Source organism: Chlorobium ferrooxidans DSM 13031, from assembly GCF_000168715.1.
Taxonomy (GTDB): domain Bacteria; phylum Bacteroidota; class Chlorobiia; order Chlorobiales; family Chlorobiaceae; genus Chlorobium; species Chlorobium ferrooxidans.
In genome coordinates this window covers 141,231-159,665 of record NZ_AASE01000001.1, presented here as the reverse complement: position 1 = coordinate 159,665, position 18,435 = coordinate 141,231, and the positions used below count along the sequence as shown (strand labels likewise).

Below are 18,435 nucleotides of genomic sequence, written 5' to 3'. Positions count from 1 at the left end.
GGCGGTTACTCAATGATGCGGATCATCTCCCTGACCGCCGAATCAAGACCTGTCAGCACGGCACGGGCAATGATGGCATGGCCGATGCTGACCTCCTCGATTTCCGGGATGGTTTTAAACGGGGCTATGTTCAGGTAGTTGAGCCCGTGACCAGCAACCACTTTCAGCCCGAGGCTTTTGGCAAAGCTTGCGGCTTCACGGATTCGCTCAAACTCTTTATCCCTCTCAGCAAAATCGGTTTTCAATGCGTAGGTACCGGTATGAAGCTCCACCATTTCGGCTCCTGCCTGTGCGGCAAGGGTGATGGCGCTCTGAGAGGGCTCTATGAAGATGCTGCTCTCTATACCAGCCTCTCTTATCGGTTTGAGGAACTCAACCAGTGTGTCGAAATGGCGGGTAATGTCAAATCCCCCTTCAGTGGTCAGCTCCTCCCTTTTTTCAGGCACAAGCGTGATAAGTTCGGGGCGTGTTTTCAGCGCGATCTGCTGCATCTCTGGCGTCATGGCCATTTCAAGATCAAGCTTGGTGGTAACCGCTTCGCGGAGCCTCTGAAGGTCAAGATCCCTGATGTGGCGTCGGTCTTCACGCAGATGGCAGACAATACCTGCCGCTCCGCATTTTTCGGCAAGCAGGGCCGCCTCAACCGGGTCAGGCTCAAATTCATTGCGTGCATTGCGCAACGTGGCTATGTGGTCAATATTTACAGCTAATCTCATGATATCAAGAGGTCAAGTGTCAACGGTCAGAAATATCCTGTGCAGGTTTCCCTGCTTTTTAATCCTAAGCGAAGGTAATGAAAAATGATACAATGGACAATTTTTCAGGGATGACCTGTAGTGCGAGCAATTGAATACCTGCGTTACTGTAAGGGCACCTCTATTAATCTATTCTGCGATTCGATTGCTTCGATGGGCGGTGCTCGAAATCCTCAAGTACTCCGTGTACATTCCGGTTTCTGCGCTCCGTCAGCCTCGCACTCAAACCGCTCACGACAATTAATAGAGGTGACCGTAAGTGACTTCCAGTATCTCGTTTCTGTGTAAAAAATGTTTGTAACTTTCAGAAAATGAAAGTATCATACATTAATGCAAACAATCACTGAAAAATTAATGCAATCCGGTCTGGCGAACCGGGTGGTATCGCAGGCTCAGTTGGGTCGTCTGCTGGACGGCACACCCCAGCGCCGTTATAACCTCGTCAATCGGGCCATGCAGCATGGTGAACTGCTGCAACTGCGGCGAGGTCTTTACCTGCTTGCTTCAAACCTGCTAAACAGTTCACACCACCCGTTTGTGCTTGCCCAGGCCCTGCAACCCGGTTCCTATATTTCAATGGAAAGTGCTCTGAGCTTTCATGGCTGGATTCCCGAATCCGTGCCCATGACTCTTTCTGTGCTGCCAGGGCGTCGTCAGTTGGTTGTGGATCATCCTCTTCTGGGGCTTTATCGCTTTTATCCTCTGGCGCTGCAGCGGGGGCAGTTTCTGCAGGCGGTTGATCGTCAAAATTTTTCCGGTCAAACGGCACTTGTAGCACAACCGCTCAGGGCGCTGCTCGATATAGTTTGTTTGCGAAAATATGAAGTGGCCGATATGAAAACGCTTGTTGCATCCATGCGTATTGATGAAGAGTTGTTCGATTCTGTTGACCAGGCTTTCTGGGAGCTTATGCAAAAGGTTTATCTCCATAAACGCATGAGAGGGTGTATTCAGGCACTACAACGGGAGGTGGACAGATGATTGAACTGCTTCGCAGGCGTCTGCAACAGTATTCGATTACCAATGCTGTACAGGAAGAACAGGCGATCAAGGAGATTTTGCAGGAAGTGGCACTCTATGCGCTTTGGCGTGCAGGATTCTTCGAAAAAGCGGCTTTTCAGGGTGGTACCAGTCTTCGTATTCTGCATGGTTTGCCGCGTTTTTCAGAAGATCTTGATTTTATTCTTTTAGCCCCCGATCCTGCATTCGAATGGTCGTACTATTTCGATTCGCTCACCAGGACAATGGAAGAGTTTGGCGTGCATTGTGAATTGAGCGACCGCAGCAACATGAACAGGGTTGTCCGTCAGGCCATGATCAAGGACGATTCCATCGGGCGGCAACTCGACCTCTCATTTTTTGATTCCGACAAGCAGAGCAAACTCAGGGTCAAACTTGAAATTGATACCTGCCCGCCTGCCGGAACGGGTACGAGCTGGCACTACCTCGATTTTCCCCTCGACTTTGAAATCTGTGCACAGGATTTGCCCAGCAATTATGCGCTTAAAATTCATGCACTGCTTTGCAGACCCTATCTGAAAGGGCGCGACTGGTTTGATTTTACCTGGTACTGCAAGCAAAAGACCGCACCAAATCTGCCGCACCTTGCGAGTGCCCTGCAACAGTTCGGGCCGTGGGCAGGAGAGACTTTCGTGCTTGATGCCTCATGGCTGGCGACTGCCTTGAGTGAAAAAATAAAGCGTATCGACTGGCCGAAAGCTGCTCAGGATGTTGCACCATTTCTCTCTGCAGTCGAGCAGGCAAGCCTTTCCCTCTGGAGTGAAAGATTTTTTGCCGATAAAATCAGCAAGCTGGTGCAGGCGATTGAAGGTGTGAATCTGTGATCAGTCCGTTGAAGATGATAGCATGCACGGGCCGCACTGTTTCAGTTGTTCAAAAAACACCCTTTTTATGCAGGCCTCATGTTGATATCATGGCAAAATCTCATAGAGCATAAAGGGCACCTCTATTAATCTATTCTGCGATTCGATTGCTTCGATGGGCGGTGCTCGAAATCCTCAAGTACTCCGTGTACATTCCGGTTTCTGTGCTGCCTCGCACTCAAACCGCTCACGACAATTAATAGAGGTGCCCTAAAAAGGATGCGGGGTTCTTTGTAATAAAACCCGGTGCTGTTTTCGATTGTGATATTTTGCTATAATGCGCACAGTCCCAAACTGTCTAAACGTATCATCCGATAGCAAATCCATAGATTCCCCATGAACCCAATCACCCTGAAAAAACTTGAATTTGACCGGGTCGCCGGGTATACGGCACAGTTCTGTCTCTCGGCGATGGGGCGCGACGCCCTTATGGCCCGGGTGCCGGAGGTGCGGCGGGAGCTGCTGCTCGGGGAGCTTGAACGGGTGCTTGAGTTAAGGAATCTGCTTCAGGAGGAGCTGGCCCTTCCTTTTTCATATCTCCCTGATACCCGGCCGCTGCTTAAAAAACTTGAGGTGCTTGAGAGCTTTCTTGAGCCTGATGAGCTGCAGGATATCTATCACCTGCTCTATTCATCGGTACAGTTGCGCAAATTCATGTTCAACTGCCGCGAGGTCTATCCGCTGCTCAATGAGTTTACCATTCAGCTCTGGCTTGAAAAGAGTCTTCAGGCGGCTATCCGCAGGGTTATCGATGAGCAGGGCCGCGTTCGGGATACGGCAAGTGACGGTCTGCAGATGATTCGCCGGGAGCTGGGCGAGAGCCGTGAACTGCTTCGAAGGAAGATGGATCGTCTTCTTCGCCGCTGCCAGGCAGAGGGGTGGCTGATGGATGATACGGTTGCCATCAAAAACGGTCGATTGACTCTCGGGTTGCGGGTGGAGTATAAATACAGGATAGCAGGCTACATACAGGACTACTCCGGCACCGGTCAGACCGTCTTTATCGAGCCTGCCGAGACGCTTGAAATCAGCAACCGGATTCAGGATCTGGAGATCAGCGAGCGGCGCGAGATCGAACGTATTCTGAAGGAGCTCTCCGGCGAAATCCGTCTTGAGCTTGAAAATCTCCGCCATAATGAAGGGCTGATCAGCGAGTTTGATGCGCTCTATGCCCGTGCCCGGTTTGCCGTGGAAACAGATTCCCTGCTTCCCGGTATTGCAGCGGGCCATGCACTCCGCATTGTCAAGGGGTTTCATCCCTGGCTGCTTATTTCGCACCGTCACAAGGAGGTCTTTCCGCTTGATCTTGATCTGGGCGCCGATGAAAGGGTTCTTGTTATTTCAGGGCCGAATGCAGGAGGCAAGTCTGTGGCGATGAAGACCGCAGGTCTGCTCTGCTGCATGCTGGTTCACGGCTATCTGCTGCCGTGCAGCGAGAGTTCGGTTTTTCCACTCTTCAGCGATATTTTTATCGAGATCGGTGACGATCAGTCTATCGAGAATGACCTTTCGACCTTCAGCTCCCATCTTGGTGCGATCCGTACTATCATTGAGGCAGCAGGGAGCAGTGACCTGGTGCTGATCGACGAGCTTTGTGCTGGTACTGATGTTGAAGAGGGTGGAGCGATCGCCCGTGCCGTGATCGAAGAGTTGATAGAGCGGGGAGCAAAAACCATTGTGACCACCCATCTCGGAGAGCTGAAAGCCTATGCTCATGAGCGTGAAGGTGTTGTCAACGGTGCCATGGAGTTCAACCGGTCAGGGCTGGTGCCGACTTTCCGCTTTATCAAGGGACTGCCGGGCAACAGTTTTGCTTTTGCCATGATGCAGCGGATGGCCTTTCCGCGTGCGATGATTGACCGGGCCGAAGGGTTCATGAAGGGTGAGCGCATCGGGCTTGACCGGCTGCTTGATGACCTGAACCATGTGCTTGAAGAGAACCGACTCCTGAAGCTGCATCTTCAGGGCGAAACCGCTCTGCTCGAAGAGCGGGCACTCGCGGTGCAGCAAGCTGAAGCGGGGCTGGACGAGAAGCGGCGGGAGCTGAAGCTTGGCGCATCAAGGGAGCTGCAGAAAGAGGTGGAGCATGCCCGCAAGGAGATTCGTGAGATTCTGCATGAGGTGAAAAATGCACCGGCAGATGAAAAAGCGGTTCAGCAGGCGCGAAAAAAACTGGAGCAGAAAAAGCTTGAGGCAGTAAAAAGCGAGTCGGCGCTGCTTGCCGAAGCGGAGATTCCGCTTGACCACACTATTCGGGCCGGTGATCTGGTCAGGATTCTCGATACCAATACATCCGGAGAGGTTGAGAGTGTCCAGGGTGGCAGTGTGGTTGTGCAGTGCGGAAATTTCAGGTTGACTACATCGCTGAAAAATCTGGAGAAAACCTCGAAAACCCAGTCACGCAAACAACTCCGGACACCTGCTGCCGCTGCGAAAAAAGGTGCCTGGTCAACACTAACCGGGGATATTGAGTCCACACGTCTTGATCTGCGCGGGCTTACCGGTGACGAGGCCATTATGAAAATCGACCGCTTTCTTGACGCCATGCGGCTTAACCGGATCCACTCCGCGACCATTGTTCACGGAAAGGGGACGGGATCCCTGCGCCTGAAAACCGCGGAGTTTCTCCAGAAGCACCGCAATATCAAAAGTTTCCGTCTCGGAGAGTGGGGAGAGGGGGGTGCGGGAGTCACTATTGTAGAACTCGAATAAGAAGGCTCTGCTATAAATCTATTCCGCGATTCGATTGCGTCGTTGGGCGGTGCTCGAAATCCTCACCCAGCCCCGACTTCGTCGGGAGTGCGCTACCGATATTTCGCCTCTCCGGGGATTGAACAGCAAGTCACTCATTACGATTTTAGAGTAGCCTGTTAGCGAGTATCTTTTCTATGCATTGAAAATCAGGGTTCAAAACCGTATCTTGTGCCGAAGAGTGCCACCTGTTGGCCTTGTGCCGTTTTTTCGGCTTTTAACCATAAGATTATTGTGAAAGACACGTACCAGGAACTCCTCACCGTACCCAATCAACTGACCGTCTTGAGGATTCTGCTCGTTCCGGTCTTTGTTCTCCTCCTCCTGCAGCCGGATCCCTGGCTCCAGCTGATCGGAGTCATTGTTTTTATTTTTGCCTCCCTTACGGATCTCTATGATGGCTATCATGCAAGGAAGTATGGCGTTACGACCCGGCTGGGCGCCTTTCTTGATCCGCTTGCCGACAAATTTCTTATTACAGCCGCTTTTCTGCTCTATGTCTGGATGGGCTATCTGGTACTCTGGATGGCGATTCTTGTTATTATCAGGGACGTTCTGATCACAGGACTGAGGATTTATGCCGAAATCAAGGACAGACCGGTGGTGACCAGCATGGAGGCTAAATATAAAACCCTGGTGCAGAATTTATTTGTCTATGTGATTATGCTGCTGGTGCTGATGAAGGAGCCCGCTTTTTCCGGAAAGGGTGTTTCCCGCATGATCAACACTTTTCTGCTCTCGGACTATCTCGACTATATCATGCTCGGCGTTACGGCTTTTACCGTTTATACCGGCATCTCCTATCTTGTAAGCAACTGGAAGGTTTATTTGCAGAATCCGCTTCAGAACCGGTAATGCCATGAAGCAACTCGCGGCCAGAATTATTTCCACCTGCTTCGGCATCGGTTATTTTCCCGTGGCTCCGGGCACGGTTACCAGTATTGCGGCCGTGCTTGCCTACCTTGTTATTCCCGGATTGCGTGAACTGCCGCTTCTCCTTCTGATGGTTATGCTTACAGCGTCTGCCGGAGTCTGGTCGGGCTTCGTGATGGAGGAGCGTTACGGCAGTGACCCCTCAATTGTAACCATTGATGAGCTTTCCGGTCAGTGGCTTGCCCTTGCCGCACTGCCTGCAGGAGTTCTGCCTGCACTTCTGGCTTTCGCTTTTTTTCGCTTTTTTGATATCGCAAAACCGGGTCCTGTCGATGCATTACAGCGCATGCCGGGAGGCTGGGGCATTATGGCTGATGATCTCCTTGCCGGATTACTGGCCAATCTTTCAGTGCGGGGAGTGCTTGCGCTGCTCCCCCTTTTTCACCTCTCTTCACCCTTGTAAAATCGCTTGATGTTCTCTGCCATGGTCGGCGTGTCAAAACCGATCTCCCTGTAGAGCTCCTTCATGCTTCCGTGGGTTACAAATGCATCAGGAAGCGCAACTTTCAGTACAGGTTTATTGAGTCCTTTTTCGTTAAGGTGGTCGATAACGGCGCTGCCGAGTCCGCCGATCCTGCTGTTCTCCTCAATCACAACCAGATGGGTTGATCGTGCAGCCACCTCATCAATGAGAGCGGTGTCGAGCGGTTTAAGGAAGCGCATGTTGACGACCGAGGCATCAATACCCTCTTTTTGCAGTGCTTCGGCAACTTCAACCCCTTTTGACGTCATATTGCCGATACAGAGCAGCGCGAGCCCGCTGCCTTCGCGCACAATCTGACCTTTTCCAATGGTAACGGATTCGAAATTCTTGCGCAAGGGGATTCCGATGCCGTTCCCTCTCGGATAACGGATGGCAACCGGGCCTTTCAGGTCATAGAGGGCGGTATAGAGCATATCTCGCAGCTCCTGTTCGTCTGCCGGAGCCATAATGACCAGACCCGGTACGGTATGCAGATAGGAGAGATCGAAAGAGCCGTGGTGGGTCGGCCCGTCCTCTCCGACCAGTCCGGCACGGTCAATGGCGAAAACTACATGCAGATTCTGCTGGGCGACATCATGGATCAACTGGTCATAGGCGCGCTGAAGAAAGGTGGAGTAGATCGCAAAAACCGGTTTGAACCCCTCTGTGGCCAGCCCTGCGGCGAACGTTACGGCATGGCCTTCAGCGATACCGACATCATAAAAACGGTTCGGCAGTGCGTCCTGGAAGAGGTCCAGCGAAGTTCCTGACGGCATGGCGGCGGTTATGGCGGTAATCCGGTTGTCCTTCAGAGCAAGCTCGACCAGAGCTTCGCCAAAGACCTCCTGATATTTCGGCGGCAGTGATGTGTCAGCTTTTTTGAGCGTTTCACCGGTTGTGGTATCGAATCCTCCGCTGTGAGCATGCCATTTGCTCTGGTTCTGTTCCGCAGGCATGAACCCTTTTCCCTTTGTCGTGACAATATGCAGCAGTTTGGGATGGGGAAGTTCCTGCATCTCTTTGAGGGCCTTGACAAGCTGCTCCATGTTATTGCCATCAATCGGGCCGAAATACCTCAAGCCGAGTGCCTCAAAAAATGCTCCGGGAGTGAATGCAGCTTTAAATCCATCCTCCAGTTTGCGTACAGCGTTTTTAGCTGCATCGCCCAGTTCATTGTTGAGCAGGGAGATCGAGTTCCAGATGAATTTACGCGCCTTGTTGTAGGTCTTGTTGAGGGTGATGTTGATGAGATGGGTTCTCAGCCCTCCGGTACTTGGAGAGATGGCCATCTGGTTGTCGTTCAGGATGACCAGCACATCACTTTTCAGGTCTCCGAGGTGGTTCATGGCTTCAAAGGCCATGCCTCCGGTCATGCTGCCATCGCCAATAACGGCGATAACCTTCTCCGTGCCTCCGGCCAGATCTCTTGCTGCGGCGATACCGGCAGCGGCGGAAATAGAGGTCGAGGCGTGTCCGGTACCGAATGCATCATGCGGGCTCTCCGATATTCTGGGGAATCCGGCAAGACCGCCGTACTGACGGTTTGTCTGCATCCGCTCTTTTCTTCCAGTGAGAATTTTATGGACATATGCCTGATGGCCGACATCCCAGATGATTTTGTCGTGGGGAGTGCTGTATACATGATGAAGCGCAACGGTCAGCTCCACCACGCCAAGCGTTGATGCAAAATGGCCTCCGTTGACCGAGACGAGTTTGATGACCTCGTTTCGGCACTCATCGGCAACACCCTGAAGCTGAGTGATAGAGAGGTGTTTCAGATCTTCCGGAGAGTTTATTTCGGAAAGCGGGATCATCGGTTGTATGGGCGCAATGTGCTTTGATTCAGGCATAGTGTTTTACTGCTTGATTTTATCGTACTTATTCTAAGATGTAACCATGCAGAAGCCTTCCCGGTTCCATGCATCCTGCTGTTTATTTTCGCAATCAGATTCCGGCTATCTGCACAAGAACGCTTCGTTCCTGGCGGGGTCCGTCGAGCTCAACAAGAAATATTGACTGCCACTCTCCGAGAAGCATCTTTCCTTTTGCAAAGGGAATGGTTTCGGAGCTGTTCATAAAAAGTCCCAGAAGATGGGAGTGGGCATTGTCGCGACCATCCACCGGATTGAGGTTGTGCAGGTAGTTGCCGTCTTTTGGCACCAGACGCTTGAGAAAGGTTTCCATATCCTCAAGCAGCTGCTCCTCTTTTTCGTTGATATTGATGAATGCGGTGGTATGACGGCTTATAATGGTTACCTGTCCGGAATCAAGTTTTGAAGCCGAAAGTGCAGCGGCAACTTCGGCGGAGATATCGATGATCTCTACCGGTTTGACGGTTCGGGTCTTGATGGTGACTGTTGTGAATTGCATAGGATGAACCCCTTCATTGTTGTTGTTGTTCATTGCGCTTTCCGGAAGGATATGACCACCGCTTCATGAGGAGAGAGATGAACGCGTATGGAGTGGTCAGCACCATGAATGCCACTCGATTTATTTTCGGTTGTGGTGCTGAGTATGTTCAGCATATCGATGGTGATTCCCTCAATCGAAGGATGCCGGAACTCAAGAGCTATGCCGGTGGCGTTGAAATTGGCCAGAATGAAGGCATGCTCCCCGGCTGTAAAGCGGTGAAATCCGAGACAGTGTGAGTTGTTTGCCAGATTCAGGTCAAGGCGTTCAATACCCCCTTCCTGAAAGAGCGGTGTTTTCTGCAGGGTAAAAAGTTTTTTATAAAGCGCTGCAAGTGCACGGTTTTCGGGTTCTGCAGCCTGCCGGACAAGCTGTACCGGGATCTTCTGACGGTACCCCTCCATCTGATCCTGATGCAGGAGGTGCATGCCCGGAGTTGCGAAGAGAACCATCGCCGCGGCTTTGTTGTTCAGGCCTATTCTGCCTGCTGCTCTTGGTTCATCATGGTTTTCAATGAACCGGCAGAGTTTTTTCTGGTACCCCCATTCGGCACCAAGATGTCCGGCAAGTTTTTCCGTATTTACCGGTGCACTGGTGATAAAGTCGTAAAATGGTTTGTCGTAGGTAAAGTCAAATCCCTGCTGCTGGAGCTCCCACTCCTTGCTCCAGTATGATTCTGCAAGAAAAAGAAAATCGGGGTGGCGCTGTTTAACCGCTGCAATGGCCTCAGACCAGAACTCCTTCTGCATTGCGCCGCTTAGACTGCTCCAGGTTTTATTGAATACGTTTTTCAGAATCAGCATGGCCATGTCGCATCTGACGCCGTCGCAGAGTTCGCTGATTTTGAAAAGGTTTTCGGTCATCATGCTCTGCGTTGCCTTGCTGGCGTAATTGAGCTGCAGGGTGTCGGTCCAGGGCGGAAAGTAGGGGTCTTTGCCGTAGGCAAGGTATTGGTCCCGGGCGTATTCAAATCCGGATTCAGGGTCATGGCGCATCTCATCGGTGGATACCGGAATGAAAAATTCAGGGTGTTCCGGGAGCCATTCGTTGTCGAGTGCCAGATGGTTCGGAACAAAGTCGAGCATGAGCTTTATGCCGCGCCGGTTCAGTTTGTCGCGAAAGAGGATAAGTGCATCTTTTCCTCCGAGCGTTTCATTGACGGTGTATGAGGGTATGGCGTAGGGTGAAGATGCTATATCCTCGGGGTGCACGGTTACAAGGTGCTCCAGAAACGTAGTGCGCAGGCAGGGATGTGCGGTTGCAATTGCCTTGCTGTACTGACTGGGTTGCCATACCCCCATCAGCCAGACCATGTCAAAACCCGATGCAGAAAAGAAGTCGAACTCCTCATCGGGAACAGTTCCGAGGGTTACAGAACGGTTATGGGTTTTGCTGAGTTTTTTTAGCCAGATCCTTGTATTGATTTCGTATACGAGAGGGAACATGGAACGGAAGTTATTGGTGGGTAATGGTTTGTTTTCAATATAGCAACTCTGAACGCAATAATAGGTGTGATCAGCTCTCTTTACAGGCAAAAAACATCATCCGGCCTGCATCGGCAGGCAGTTCGGGATACGTACTTATGGCTGCAATTTCAAAAGGGATACCCCCTTTTTGTATGGAGGGAGCAATGGATGATGATTTGTTTTGTTGATGCTTGTAAAAAGGGTAAAGTTATACGAAATTCAACTGGAGATTTCAGTGTTGATCATCTTTTTCGAGGGCCATATTCCGGCCTGAAGAAGGGCGCGCTATAACTTAGTTAACAGGTGTTCATACGTTTTGACGGATTTTTTACATGATCTCAATGAGGTTCAGCGCAATGCCGTAAGCGCGACCGAAGGGCCGGTTATGGTTCTTGCCGGTGCGGGTTCCGGAAAAACAAGGGTGATCACCTACCGTATTGCATATCTTATCAGCAATGAAGGGGTTTCCCCCAACAATATTCTTGCGCTTACCTTTACCAACAAGGCAGCAGGGGAGATGCGTCATCGTGTTGATACGCTGCTCCATGCCGGAAGCTCCAGCGGCTTGTGGATCGGGACGTTTCATTCGATTTTTGCCCGTCTGCTCCGCACCTATATTCATCTGATCGGTTATGACCGGAACTTTTCGATTTTTGACAGTGACGACAGCAAGAGTCTGATCCGCCAGGCTATGACCGAACTGAATATTTCCCAGGACTCCGTGCCCGTCAATACCATTCAGAGCCTTATCAGCAGGGCAAAAAACGGGTTTATTCTTCCGGCTGAATTTCACCGGAATGCCGGCGACTATAACCAGCAGAAAGCTGCCCAGGTCTACGAACTCTATACAAGGAAGCTCAAGGAGAACAATGCCCTTGATTTTGATGACCTGCTCATCAAGCCGATTGAACTCTTCAACGAGCATCCCGAGGTACTCGAAGAGCTGCAGGACGCCTTCCGTTATATCATGATTGATGAGTATCAGGATACCAACAAGGCCCAGTACCTTGTTGCAAAGATGCTCGGGGCCCGTCACCGCAATATTTTTGTTGTGGGTGATGACGCGCAGTCAATCTACTCATGGCGCGGAGCCGATATTTCCAACATTCTGAACTTTCAGGATGACTATCATGATGCCCTGACCTTCAAGCTGGTTGAGAACTATCGCAGTACGGGCAATATTCTCAAGGCGGCCAACAGCATTATCAGCCGCAACCAGCGGCAGATTAAAAAGGAGCTGATTTCACATCGCAGCGAGGGCGATCCGCTGACACTTCTTGAAGCATATAATGAGCGCAATGAAGCCGAAAAAGTAGGCGACCATATCCGTTCAATGCGCATGAAACAGGGCTATGAGTTCAGAAGCTTTGCTGTGTTTTACCGCACCAATGCCCAGTCGAGGGTGCTTGAGGATGTGATGCGCCAGAGCAGGATTCCCTACAGGATTTTCGGCAGTGTCTCTTTCTACAAGAGGCGTGAGATCAAGGATGCGGTAGCCTATCTCCGTTTTATTCTGAACGAGCGCGACAGCGAATCACTGTTGCGGATCATCAATTTTCCTCCCCGCAAAATCGGGGATGTCAGTATCGGCAAGCTCAAGGATTTTGCCGAAAGAGAGGGCGTAAGCCTCTATGAAGCAATCCGGAAAGCTGAAGAGGGGGGCTTTCAGGCGCGTCTTGTGACGGCGCTCACTTCATTCAGTACGGTTATCGAGTCGCTTAAAGAGATTGCCGAGAACGGGACGGTCTACAATGTTCTGTCGGAGCTCTTTACACTGACCTCCATTCCGTTGCTGCTTCAGGCGGAAAATACCCCTGAATCGCTGGCGCGTCATGAAAACCTTCAGGAGCTGCTCTCCATGGCAAGGGACTTTTCGGATCATAATCCTGATGCAGGCTCACTTGGAGATTTTCTTGAGAATATATCGCTTGCCTCCGATTACGAAGAGACGCAGGATTCGGATAACTATGTCTCTCTCATGACGGTGCATGCCGCCAAAGGTCTTGAGTTTCCGGTTGTCTTTGTTACCGGTCTTGAGGAGCGGCTTTTTCCCCTTCACGGCCAGGAACCCGAAGAGCTTGAGGAGGAGCGCAGACTTTTTTATGTTGCCGTTACCAGAGCTCAGGAGAAGATATTTCTCTCATGGGCACAGAGCCGCTATCACTACGGTCAGCCGCAGCACTGTCTGAAATCGGTGTTTATCAGTGAAATCGACTCCTCTATTGTTCAGACAGAGGGCGGGGTTTTTCTTTCGGATCGTCCGCTCCGGGATGCGCCGGTCTCCACTGCTCCATCGTTTTCAAGAGGATACCCACAGAAGCAGACAGCTCCTGTTGCCACTCAGTCGAGTTCCTTTGACAAGCCGAAGGCTTCCCGTTCGGGGCTTCGCTCAGGCATCTCGGTGCATCATGCGGTTTTCGGGCCCGGAACCGTGCTTGATGTTCAGGGGACAGGGGCAAAGCAGAAAGTCAGGATCAGTTTTCGCAGTGCAGGGGAAAAAACACTGATGGTTCAGTATGCTAATCTCAAAATTCAATAGTAACTCCTTGTTAAACCGGGATCGCACCCTTTATAAATATTCAGTCGTATGAAGATACTGTTCGGTGTCCAGGGAACCGGAAACGGCCATATCAGCCGCAGTCGGGAGCTTGTGCGAAAGCTCAGGGAGGATGGTCATGATGTTGATGTCATTATCAGCGGCAGAAAAGCCGAAGAGCTGAAGGAGGTCGAGATATTCGAGCCCTTCAGGGTGATGAAGGGTATGACGCTGGTTTCGCACAAGGGAAAGATGAGCTATATCGATACCATGATTCAGCTTGATCTGGCTCGATTGATGGCTGATGTCGCACTGCTCGATACCGCCGGTACGGAACTGGTCATCACCGATTTTGATCCGGTAACCTCGATGGCGGCAAGAGTGAGAAATATTCCCTCCATGGGATTCGGTCACCAGTACGCTTTCGGTTATGATATTCCGCTGGCTCAAGGCAATATTCTTGCGAAGTTTATTCTGATGAATTTTGCCCCTGCCCGCTATAATGCAGGCCTTCACTGGCACCATTTCAACCAGCCCATTTTTCCTCCGGTGATCCCCCCCTCGCTTTATGAGAAAAATGCAAAGCTTGTCATCAAGGGTAAAGTTCTTGTCTATCTCCCTTTTGAGGAGATTGAGGATATTACCGTGTTGATGACTCCGTTTGACCAGTTCGAGTTTTACATATACGGCAAGGTGAGTGAAGATCGTGATGACGGTCATCTGCATTTCAGGACATACTCCCGATCGGGCTTTCTGGATGACCTTCTTGAATGTGACGGTGTTGTTTGCAATGCAGGTTTTGAGCTTCCGGGCGAGGCGCTTCATCTCGGTAAAAAGCTCCTGCTCAGACCGCTTGACGGTCAGATCGAACAGGAGTCCAATGCACTTGCCATGGAGGAGCTTGGTTATGGTATGGCGATGCACGATCTTGACGGTGCGGTGCTTGCCGACTGGCTGCAGCTGCCATGCCGGGAGCCGTTGCGCTTCGCAAAATCAGTGGACTTTATTGCTGAATGGATAGGCAGCGGTCATTGGGAGGAGCTGCCGAAATATGCAGCTGCCTCATGGAGTGGAAATTCTTCACACTGAACTTATGAAGGCAACTCTATTAATTGTCGTGAGCGGTTTGAGTGCGAGGCGGACGGAGCGCAGAAACCGGAATGTACAACGGAGTACTTGAGGATTTCGAGCACCGCCCAACGAAGCAATCGAATCGCGTAACAAATTAATATTTGGCGCCCATGATGCAATTCAGGGAGTTGGTAACCAACAGCCGCAGCTACAGGAGATTTGATGGCAGTTATCCGGTTTCCGAAGAGGTGATTCGGGATCTTGTTGAGCTTGCATGCTACACGCCTTCAGCCAAAAACCTTCAGCCGCTGAAATTTATACCGGTTTGTGATCCTGAAACCGCGGCCTTGCTTTACCCATTGCTCTCCTGGGCGGGCTATCTTGCCGACTGGCCAGGCCCTGCAGAGGGCGAGCGTCCGCCGGCATATATCGTCATGCTTGGTGACAAGGAGATCAGTCAGGATTTTGGCCCCGACAGCGGTATCGCTGCTCAAACCATTCTGCTTGGCGCTACAGCGTCCGGGCTTGGAGGCTGCATCATTGCTGCTCTTGATCGTAACCGTATAAAGGAGTTGCTGAAGATTCCTGAACGTTTTTCCATTCTGCTGGTGCTTGCTCTCGGCAAGCCTCAGGAGACCGTTGTTATTGACCAGATGACCGATCAGGAATCTGTTCGATACTACCGTGACCGCTACGGAGTTCATCATGTCCCCAAAAGGATGCTCGATGAAGTGCTTCTGAAGTTTCATTAACCGGAGTGAATCAGCAACGATGATTCGCATCGACGAACTGCTTCGGGCCTACCGCCAGGGTTTTTTCCCCATGGCTGATCCGGATGATGGTAAAACATACTGGTGCCGGCCTCACAAAAGGGCACTCTTTTCTCTTGAAGCCTACCGTCCTTCTCGTGATGTTCAGCGCCTCCTGAGAAAAAAAGAGTTCAGTGTGACACTTGACCGTGATTTCGACGGGGTGATCAGCGGGTGTGCAGCACCAAGAAAAAACGACCCGGAAACCTGGATCTCCACCGAGATTATTGAGGTATACCGCAAGCTTTACCGGCTTGGGCTGGCACACAGTGTTGAAAGCCGGTATCAGGGTGAACTGGTCGGCGGACTCTACGGGCTTGCCATTGGGGGTGCGTTTTTCGGGGAGTCGATGTTTTCCCTTCGTTCCTATGCCTCCCGGGTAGCATTTGATCGCCTCGTTTATCATCTGAGAATGAAGGGGTATCTTCTGCTTGACGCCCAGATCATGAATCCTCATCTCAGAAAACTTGGCGCCGTTGAAATAGAGCATGAGGAGTTTATGGTTCAACTTGATCATGCACTCCGCAAAAAGATAGTGTTTCTCTAAGCAGGGGAAAAGTGGTACTTTGCCTCACATCGATTTGTTCCCTCAAACAGAGGGAATCACTATCAGGTTTATCAGACCTTTAACAGGGGAGTTTTTATGTTGTCGAGGGATTTAACAGAAAGCCAGTCACTGCCCAGAATTATCATTTACTCGGGAAAAGGGGGGACTGGAAAAACCACGGTTTCATCATCTACGGCAGTTTCATTGGCCCGGCAGAACAAGAAAGTGCTGATCATGTCGAGTGATCCGGCGCACTCACTGTCGGATGTTTTTGATGTCAAGATCAGTCGCAACGACCCGCAGAAAATCGAGAACAACCTCTACGGTCTTGAGGTTGATACGATCTATGAGCTTAAAAAGCACATGTCCGGCTTTCAGAAATTTGTCTCGACATCCTATAAAAACAAGGGTATTGACAGCGGAATGGCTACCGAGCTGACTACCCAGCCCGGTCTGGACGAGATATTTGCCTTGAGCCGCCTGCTTGACGAAGCGCAGTCGGGCAGATGGGATGCTATTGTGCTTGATACTTCGCCTACCGGCAACACCCTTCGCCTGCTTGCCTATCCGGAGATCATTATTGGCGGAAACATGGGCAAGCAGTTTTTCAAGCTCTATAAAAGCATGTCATCACTGGCCCGCCCGTTGAGCGGAAACTCCATACCCGATGATGATTTTTTCAACGAGGTCAATGTGCTTCTCAAGCAGATGGAGGATATCAACAAATTTATCCTCAGTCCCGAAGTCAGCTTCCGGCTGGTGCTCAATCCGGAGAAGCTCTCCATTCTTGAGACCAAACGGGCCTATACCTTTGTGCATCTCTACGGGATCAATGTTGACGGTATCGTGATCAACAAGATTCTTCCGACATCAAAAACCGTTGGAGAGTACTTTGAATTCTGGGCTGATCTGCACAGCAAATACCTGATGGAGATCGACAACTCCTTCTATCCTACTCCCGTTTTCCGCTGTCAGCTCCAGAGAACAGAGCCGATCGGCGCCGATGCCCTCTACGAGATCAGCAAGCTGGTCTTCGGTGAGCAGGTGCCTGACAAGATTTTCTATTCCGGCAAGAACTTCTGGATAGAGAGCAAGAAAAATCCGGCCACCGAAGATCATCGTGAAATTCTCTGTATCAGAATTCCTTTTCTCAAGGATGCTGAAGATGTCAGCGTTGAGCGGATGGGTACTGATATTGTGGTGACTGTTGACCGGGCCCAGAGGATTATTACCCTGCCAAGAGCGCTCTACAGTCTTGAGATGGAGGAGTACCTCCGGGAGGATAATCTTTTACGTGTCATCTTCAAAGAGCAGCCTTCCGAGAAGGAGGATGCCGAGCTGAATGTCAATAAAAATATGCTTGACAAGCTTCGCTCCATGAGGCGATTGAAGATATAGCGGCTCATCCCTTTCTTGAGTCATGAAAAATTCAGGGGAAACAGTTTAAGTTTTCGAGGGAATCTTGTATCTTAAATGTTTAAAATGTTGAGTTAACGGGAATTTACCCCAAATCTTTGTTAAAGAATCAGCTTATATCATGTCCGAGAAAGCGCACTATGGTTTGTTGAAAGGAAAGAAAGGCATTGTTTTCGGTCCGCTTGATGAAAGCAGTATCGGCTGGCAGATTGCGGTTCATGCCCATAAGGAAGGTGCCCAGATCGCAATTTCCAATGTTGCGACCGCATTGCGTTTCGGTAATATCGAAGAGCTCTCGGCCATTTGCGGCAACGCTCCGGTATTAGTTTGTGACGCATCAAAAAATGAAGATGTTGAAAACTGTTTCATTGAGCTGAAAGAGAAATTCGGGCCGGTCGATTTTATCGTTCACTCTATCGGCATGTCGCAGAATATCCGCAAGCAGCTTCCCTATGAAGAGCTTAATTACGAGTGGTTCATGAGAACGCTCGACGTTTCAGGTCTCTCGCTGCACAGGCTTGTTTCCTATGCATTGAAGACCGGAGCAGTGAATGACGGAGCAAGTATTCTTGCACTCTCCTATATAGCATCACAGCGGAACTACTGGACCTATTCCGATATGGGAGATGCAAAATCGCTGCTTGAATCCATTGTTCGCAGTTATGGACCACGGCTTGCAAAGCGGGCCATCCGTATCAATACGATCTCACAAAGTCCAACATATACGAAGGCAGGAAGCGGTATTCCGGGGTTTGAGAAAATGTATGAATACAGCGATCTCATGTCTCCATTGGGGAATGCCTCTGCCGAAGAGTGTGCAGAGTACGCCATGACTATTCTCAGTGACCTTTCACGCAAGGTAACCATGCAGAACCTCTTCCATGATGGCGGGTACAGCTCCATGGGTGCAACCATTCCCATGATCAAGCTTGCTCATGAAGTCCTCAATGACAAGGAGCTTGCAGCCCGTGTAGGTCTGGATGACTATACTCCTGCAAGGGAGTGCCCGGAGAGCTGATCAGGCAGTACGTTCTCTGTTTTCTATCTGACATCATCCGCCGCCCGGACGAGAGATATGGGCGGCGGACTTTTTATGTCTGCATCAACAGTCATAAAAAAACGACGAGGAACCGGATGATGGTCTGTCCGGTCTTATCACCTCGTTTTTCGCTGCATTGGTTTTTTTTATTATGGATCCGGGCAGCAGGCATTTCAACGCCAATATTACAGTACAGGTATACAAGGGAAACCGGGATATTTCCGGTTTAAATCAGGATTACGCTCCTCCACCTGACCGGCACCCGGCAATCAAGCCGGCATCTCAAGCTGTGTCATGTTTCTCTTTTCGGAGCTTACACAAGTAAACATTGTTGCATTCGCCTTTTCCGGTTTCTGT

At 50.6% G+C, this 18,435-nt stretch carries 15 protein-coding genes; 11 read left to right on the top strand and 4 right to left on the bottom strand.

Translation table 11 applies throughout. The features are described 5' to 3' along the window. Positions 1 to 5: 5 nt before the first annotated feature. Positions 6 to 716, bottom strand: a complete 711-nt coding sequence (locus CFERDRAFT_RS00750; RefSeq protein WP_006365264.1) for a pyridoxine 5'-phosphate synthase — start codon at positions 714 to 716, stop codon at positions 6 to 8. Positions 717 to 1,085: 369 nt separating this feature from the next. Here CFERDRAFT_RS00750 and CFERDRAFT_RS00745 point away from each other — a divergent pair, with 369 nt between their 5' ends. The 5 genes from CFERDRAFT_RS00745 (at position 1,086) to CFERDRAFT_RS00725 (ending at position 6,725) form a co-directional block, all read left to right on the top strand. Then, entirely contained in the window at positions 1,086 to 1,736 is a 651-nt protein-coding gene (locus tag CFERDRAFT_RS00745) for a type IV toxin-antitoxin system AbiEi family antitoxin domain-containing protein (protein WP_006365263.1), read from the top strand. Continuing rightward, positions 1,733 to 2,599 carry a nucleotidyl transferase AbiEii/AbiGii toxin family protein gene (locus CFERDRAFT_RS00740; RefSeq protein WP_006365262.1) on the top strand — a complete coding sequence of 289 codons (867 nt, stop codon included), beginning with the start codon at positions 1,733 to 1,735 and terminating at the stop codon, positions 2,597 to 2,599. The genes CFERDRAFT_RS00745 and CFERDRAFT_RS00740 overlap by 4 nt, the downstream gene beginning before the upstream one ends. Positions 2,600 to 2,974: 375 nt before the next feature. Continuing rightward, positions 2,975 to 5,350, top strand: coding sequence for an endonuclease MutS2 (locus CFERDRAFT_RS00735; RefSeq protein WP_006365261.1), 2,376 nt, complete (start codon positions 2,975 to 2,977; stop codon positions 5,348 to 5,350). Between the two features lie 270 nt (positions 5,351 to 5,620). After that, a complete protein-coding gene (pgsA, locus tag CFERDRAFT_RS00730; RefSeq protein WP_408605307.1) occupies positions 5,621 to 6,244 on the top strand; it encodes a CDP-diacylglycerol--glycerol-3-phosphate 3-phosphatidyltransferase in 624 nt (207 codons plus the stop codon). Between the two features lie 4 nt (positions 6,245 to 6,248). Next, complete coding sequence (locus tag CFERDRAFT_RS00725) at positions 6,249 to 6,725, top strand: phosphatidylglycerophosphatase A family protein (RefSeq protein WP_006365258.1); 477 nt, start codon at positions 6,249 to 6,251, stop codon at positions 6,723 to 6,725. On the opposite strand, the gene dxs is transcribed toward CFERDRAFT_RS00725, so the two are convergent. From dxs to CFERDRAFT_RS00710, 3 genes are all read right to left on the bottom strand, one after another. Further along, the gene (gene dxs / locus CFERDRAFT_RS00720) at positions 6,704 to 8,635 is read right to left on the bottom strand and encodes a 1-deoxy-D-xylulose-5-phosphate synthase (RefSeq protein WP_006365259.1); all 1,932 of its coding nucleotides are present in this window, start codon (positions 8,633 to 8,635) and stop codon (positions 6,704 to 6,706) included. The genes CFERDRAFT_RS00725 and dxs overlap by 22 nt on opposite strands. Positions 8,636 to 8,729: 94 nt before the next feature. Next, positions 8,730 to 9,155, bottom strand: a complete 426-nt coding sequence (locus CFERDRAFT_RS00715) for a secondary thiamine-phosphate synthase enzyme YjbQ (RefSeq protein WP_006365257.1) — start codon at positions 9,153 to 9,155, stop codon at positions 8,730 to 8,732. Positions 9,156 to 9,184: 29 nt separating this feature from the next. Next, positions 9,185 to 10,639: an alpha-amylase family glycosyl hydrolase gene (locus tag CFERDRAFT_RS00710; protein WP_006365256.1), complete on the bottom strand. Its 1,455-nt coding sequence runs from the start codon at positions 10,637 to 10,639 to the stop codon at positions 9,185 to 9,187. A gap of 337 nt (positions 10,640 to 10,976) precedes the next feature. On the opposite strand from CFERDRAFT_RS00710, the gene CFERDRAFT_RS00705 reads away from it, so the two are divergent. The 6 genes from CFERDRAFT_RS00705 to CFERDRAFT_RS00680 all read left to right on the top strand — a co-directional run bounded on the left by CFERDRAFT_RS00705 (position 10,977) and on the right by CFERDRAFT_RS00680 (position 18,057). Further along, on the top strand, positions 10,977 to 13,199 hold the full coding sequence (locus CFERDRAFT_RS00705) for an ATP-dependent helicase (RefSeq protein WP_006365255.1): 2,223 nt from the start codon (positions 10,977 to 10,979) through the stop codon (positions 13,197 to 13,199). 48 nt (positions 13,200 to 13,247) lie between these two features. After that, entirely contained in the window at positions 13,248 to 14,285 is a 1,038-nt protein-coding gene (locus tag CFERDRAFT_RS00700) for an MJ1255/VC2487 family glycosyltransferase (protein WP_006365254.1), read from the top strand. Positions 14,286 to 14,437: 152 nt separating this feature from the next. Further along, positions 14,438 to 15,019, top strand: a complete 582-nt coding sequence (locus tag CFERDRAFT_RS00695; protein ID WP_006365252.1) for a nitroreductase family protein — start codon at positions 14,438 to 14,440, stop codon at positions 15,017 to 15,019. Between the two features lie 19 nt (positions 15,020 to 15,038). Next, complete coding sequence (gene aat, locus CFERDRAFT_RS00690; protein WP_006365251.1) at positions 15,039 to 15,623, top strand: leucyl/phenylalanyl-tRNA--protein transferase; 585 nt, start codon at positions 15,039 to 15,041, stop codon at positions 15,621 to 15,623. A gap of 96 nt (positions 15,624 to 15,719) precedes the next feature. Next, positions 15,720 to 17,021, top strand: coding sequence for an ArsA family ATPase (locus CFERDRAFT_RS00685; protein ID WP_006365250.1), 1,302 nt, complete (start codon positions 15,720 to 15,722; stop codon positions 17,019 to 17,021). A 139-nt stretch (positions 17,022 to 17,160) separates the two neighbouring features. Next, on the top strand, positions 17,161 to 18,057 hold the full coding sequence (locus CFERDRAFT_RS00680; protein ID WP_006365249.1) for an enoyl-ACP reductase: 897 nt from the start codon (positions 17,161 to 17,163) through the stop codon (positions 18,055 to 18,057). Positions 18,058 to 18,435: the final 378 nt, after the last annotated feature.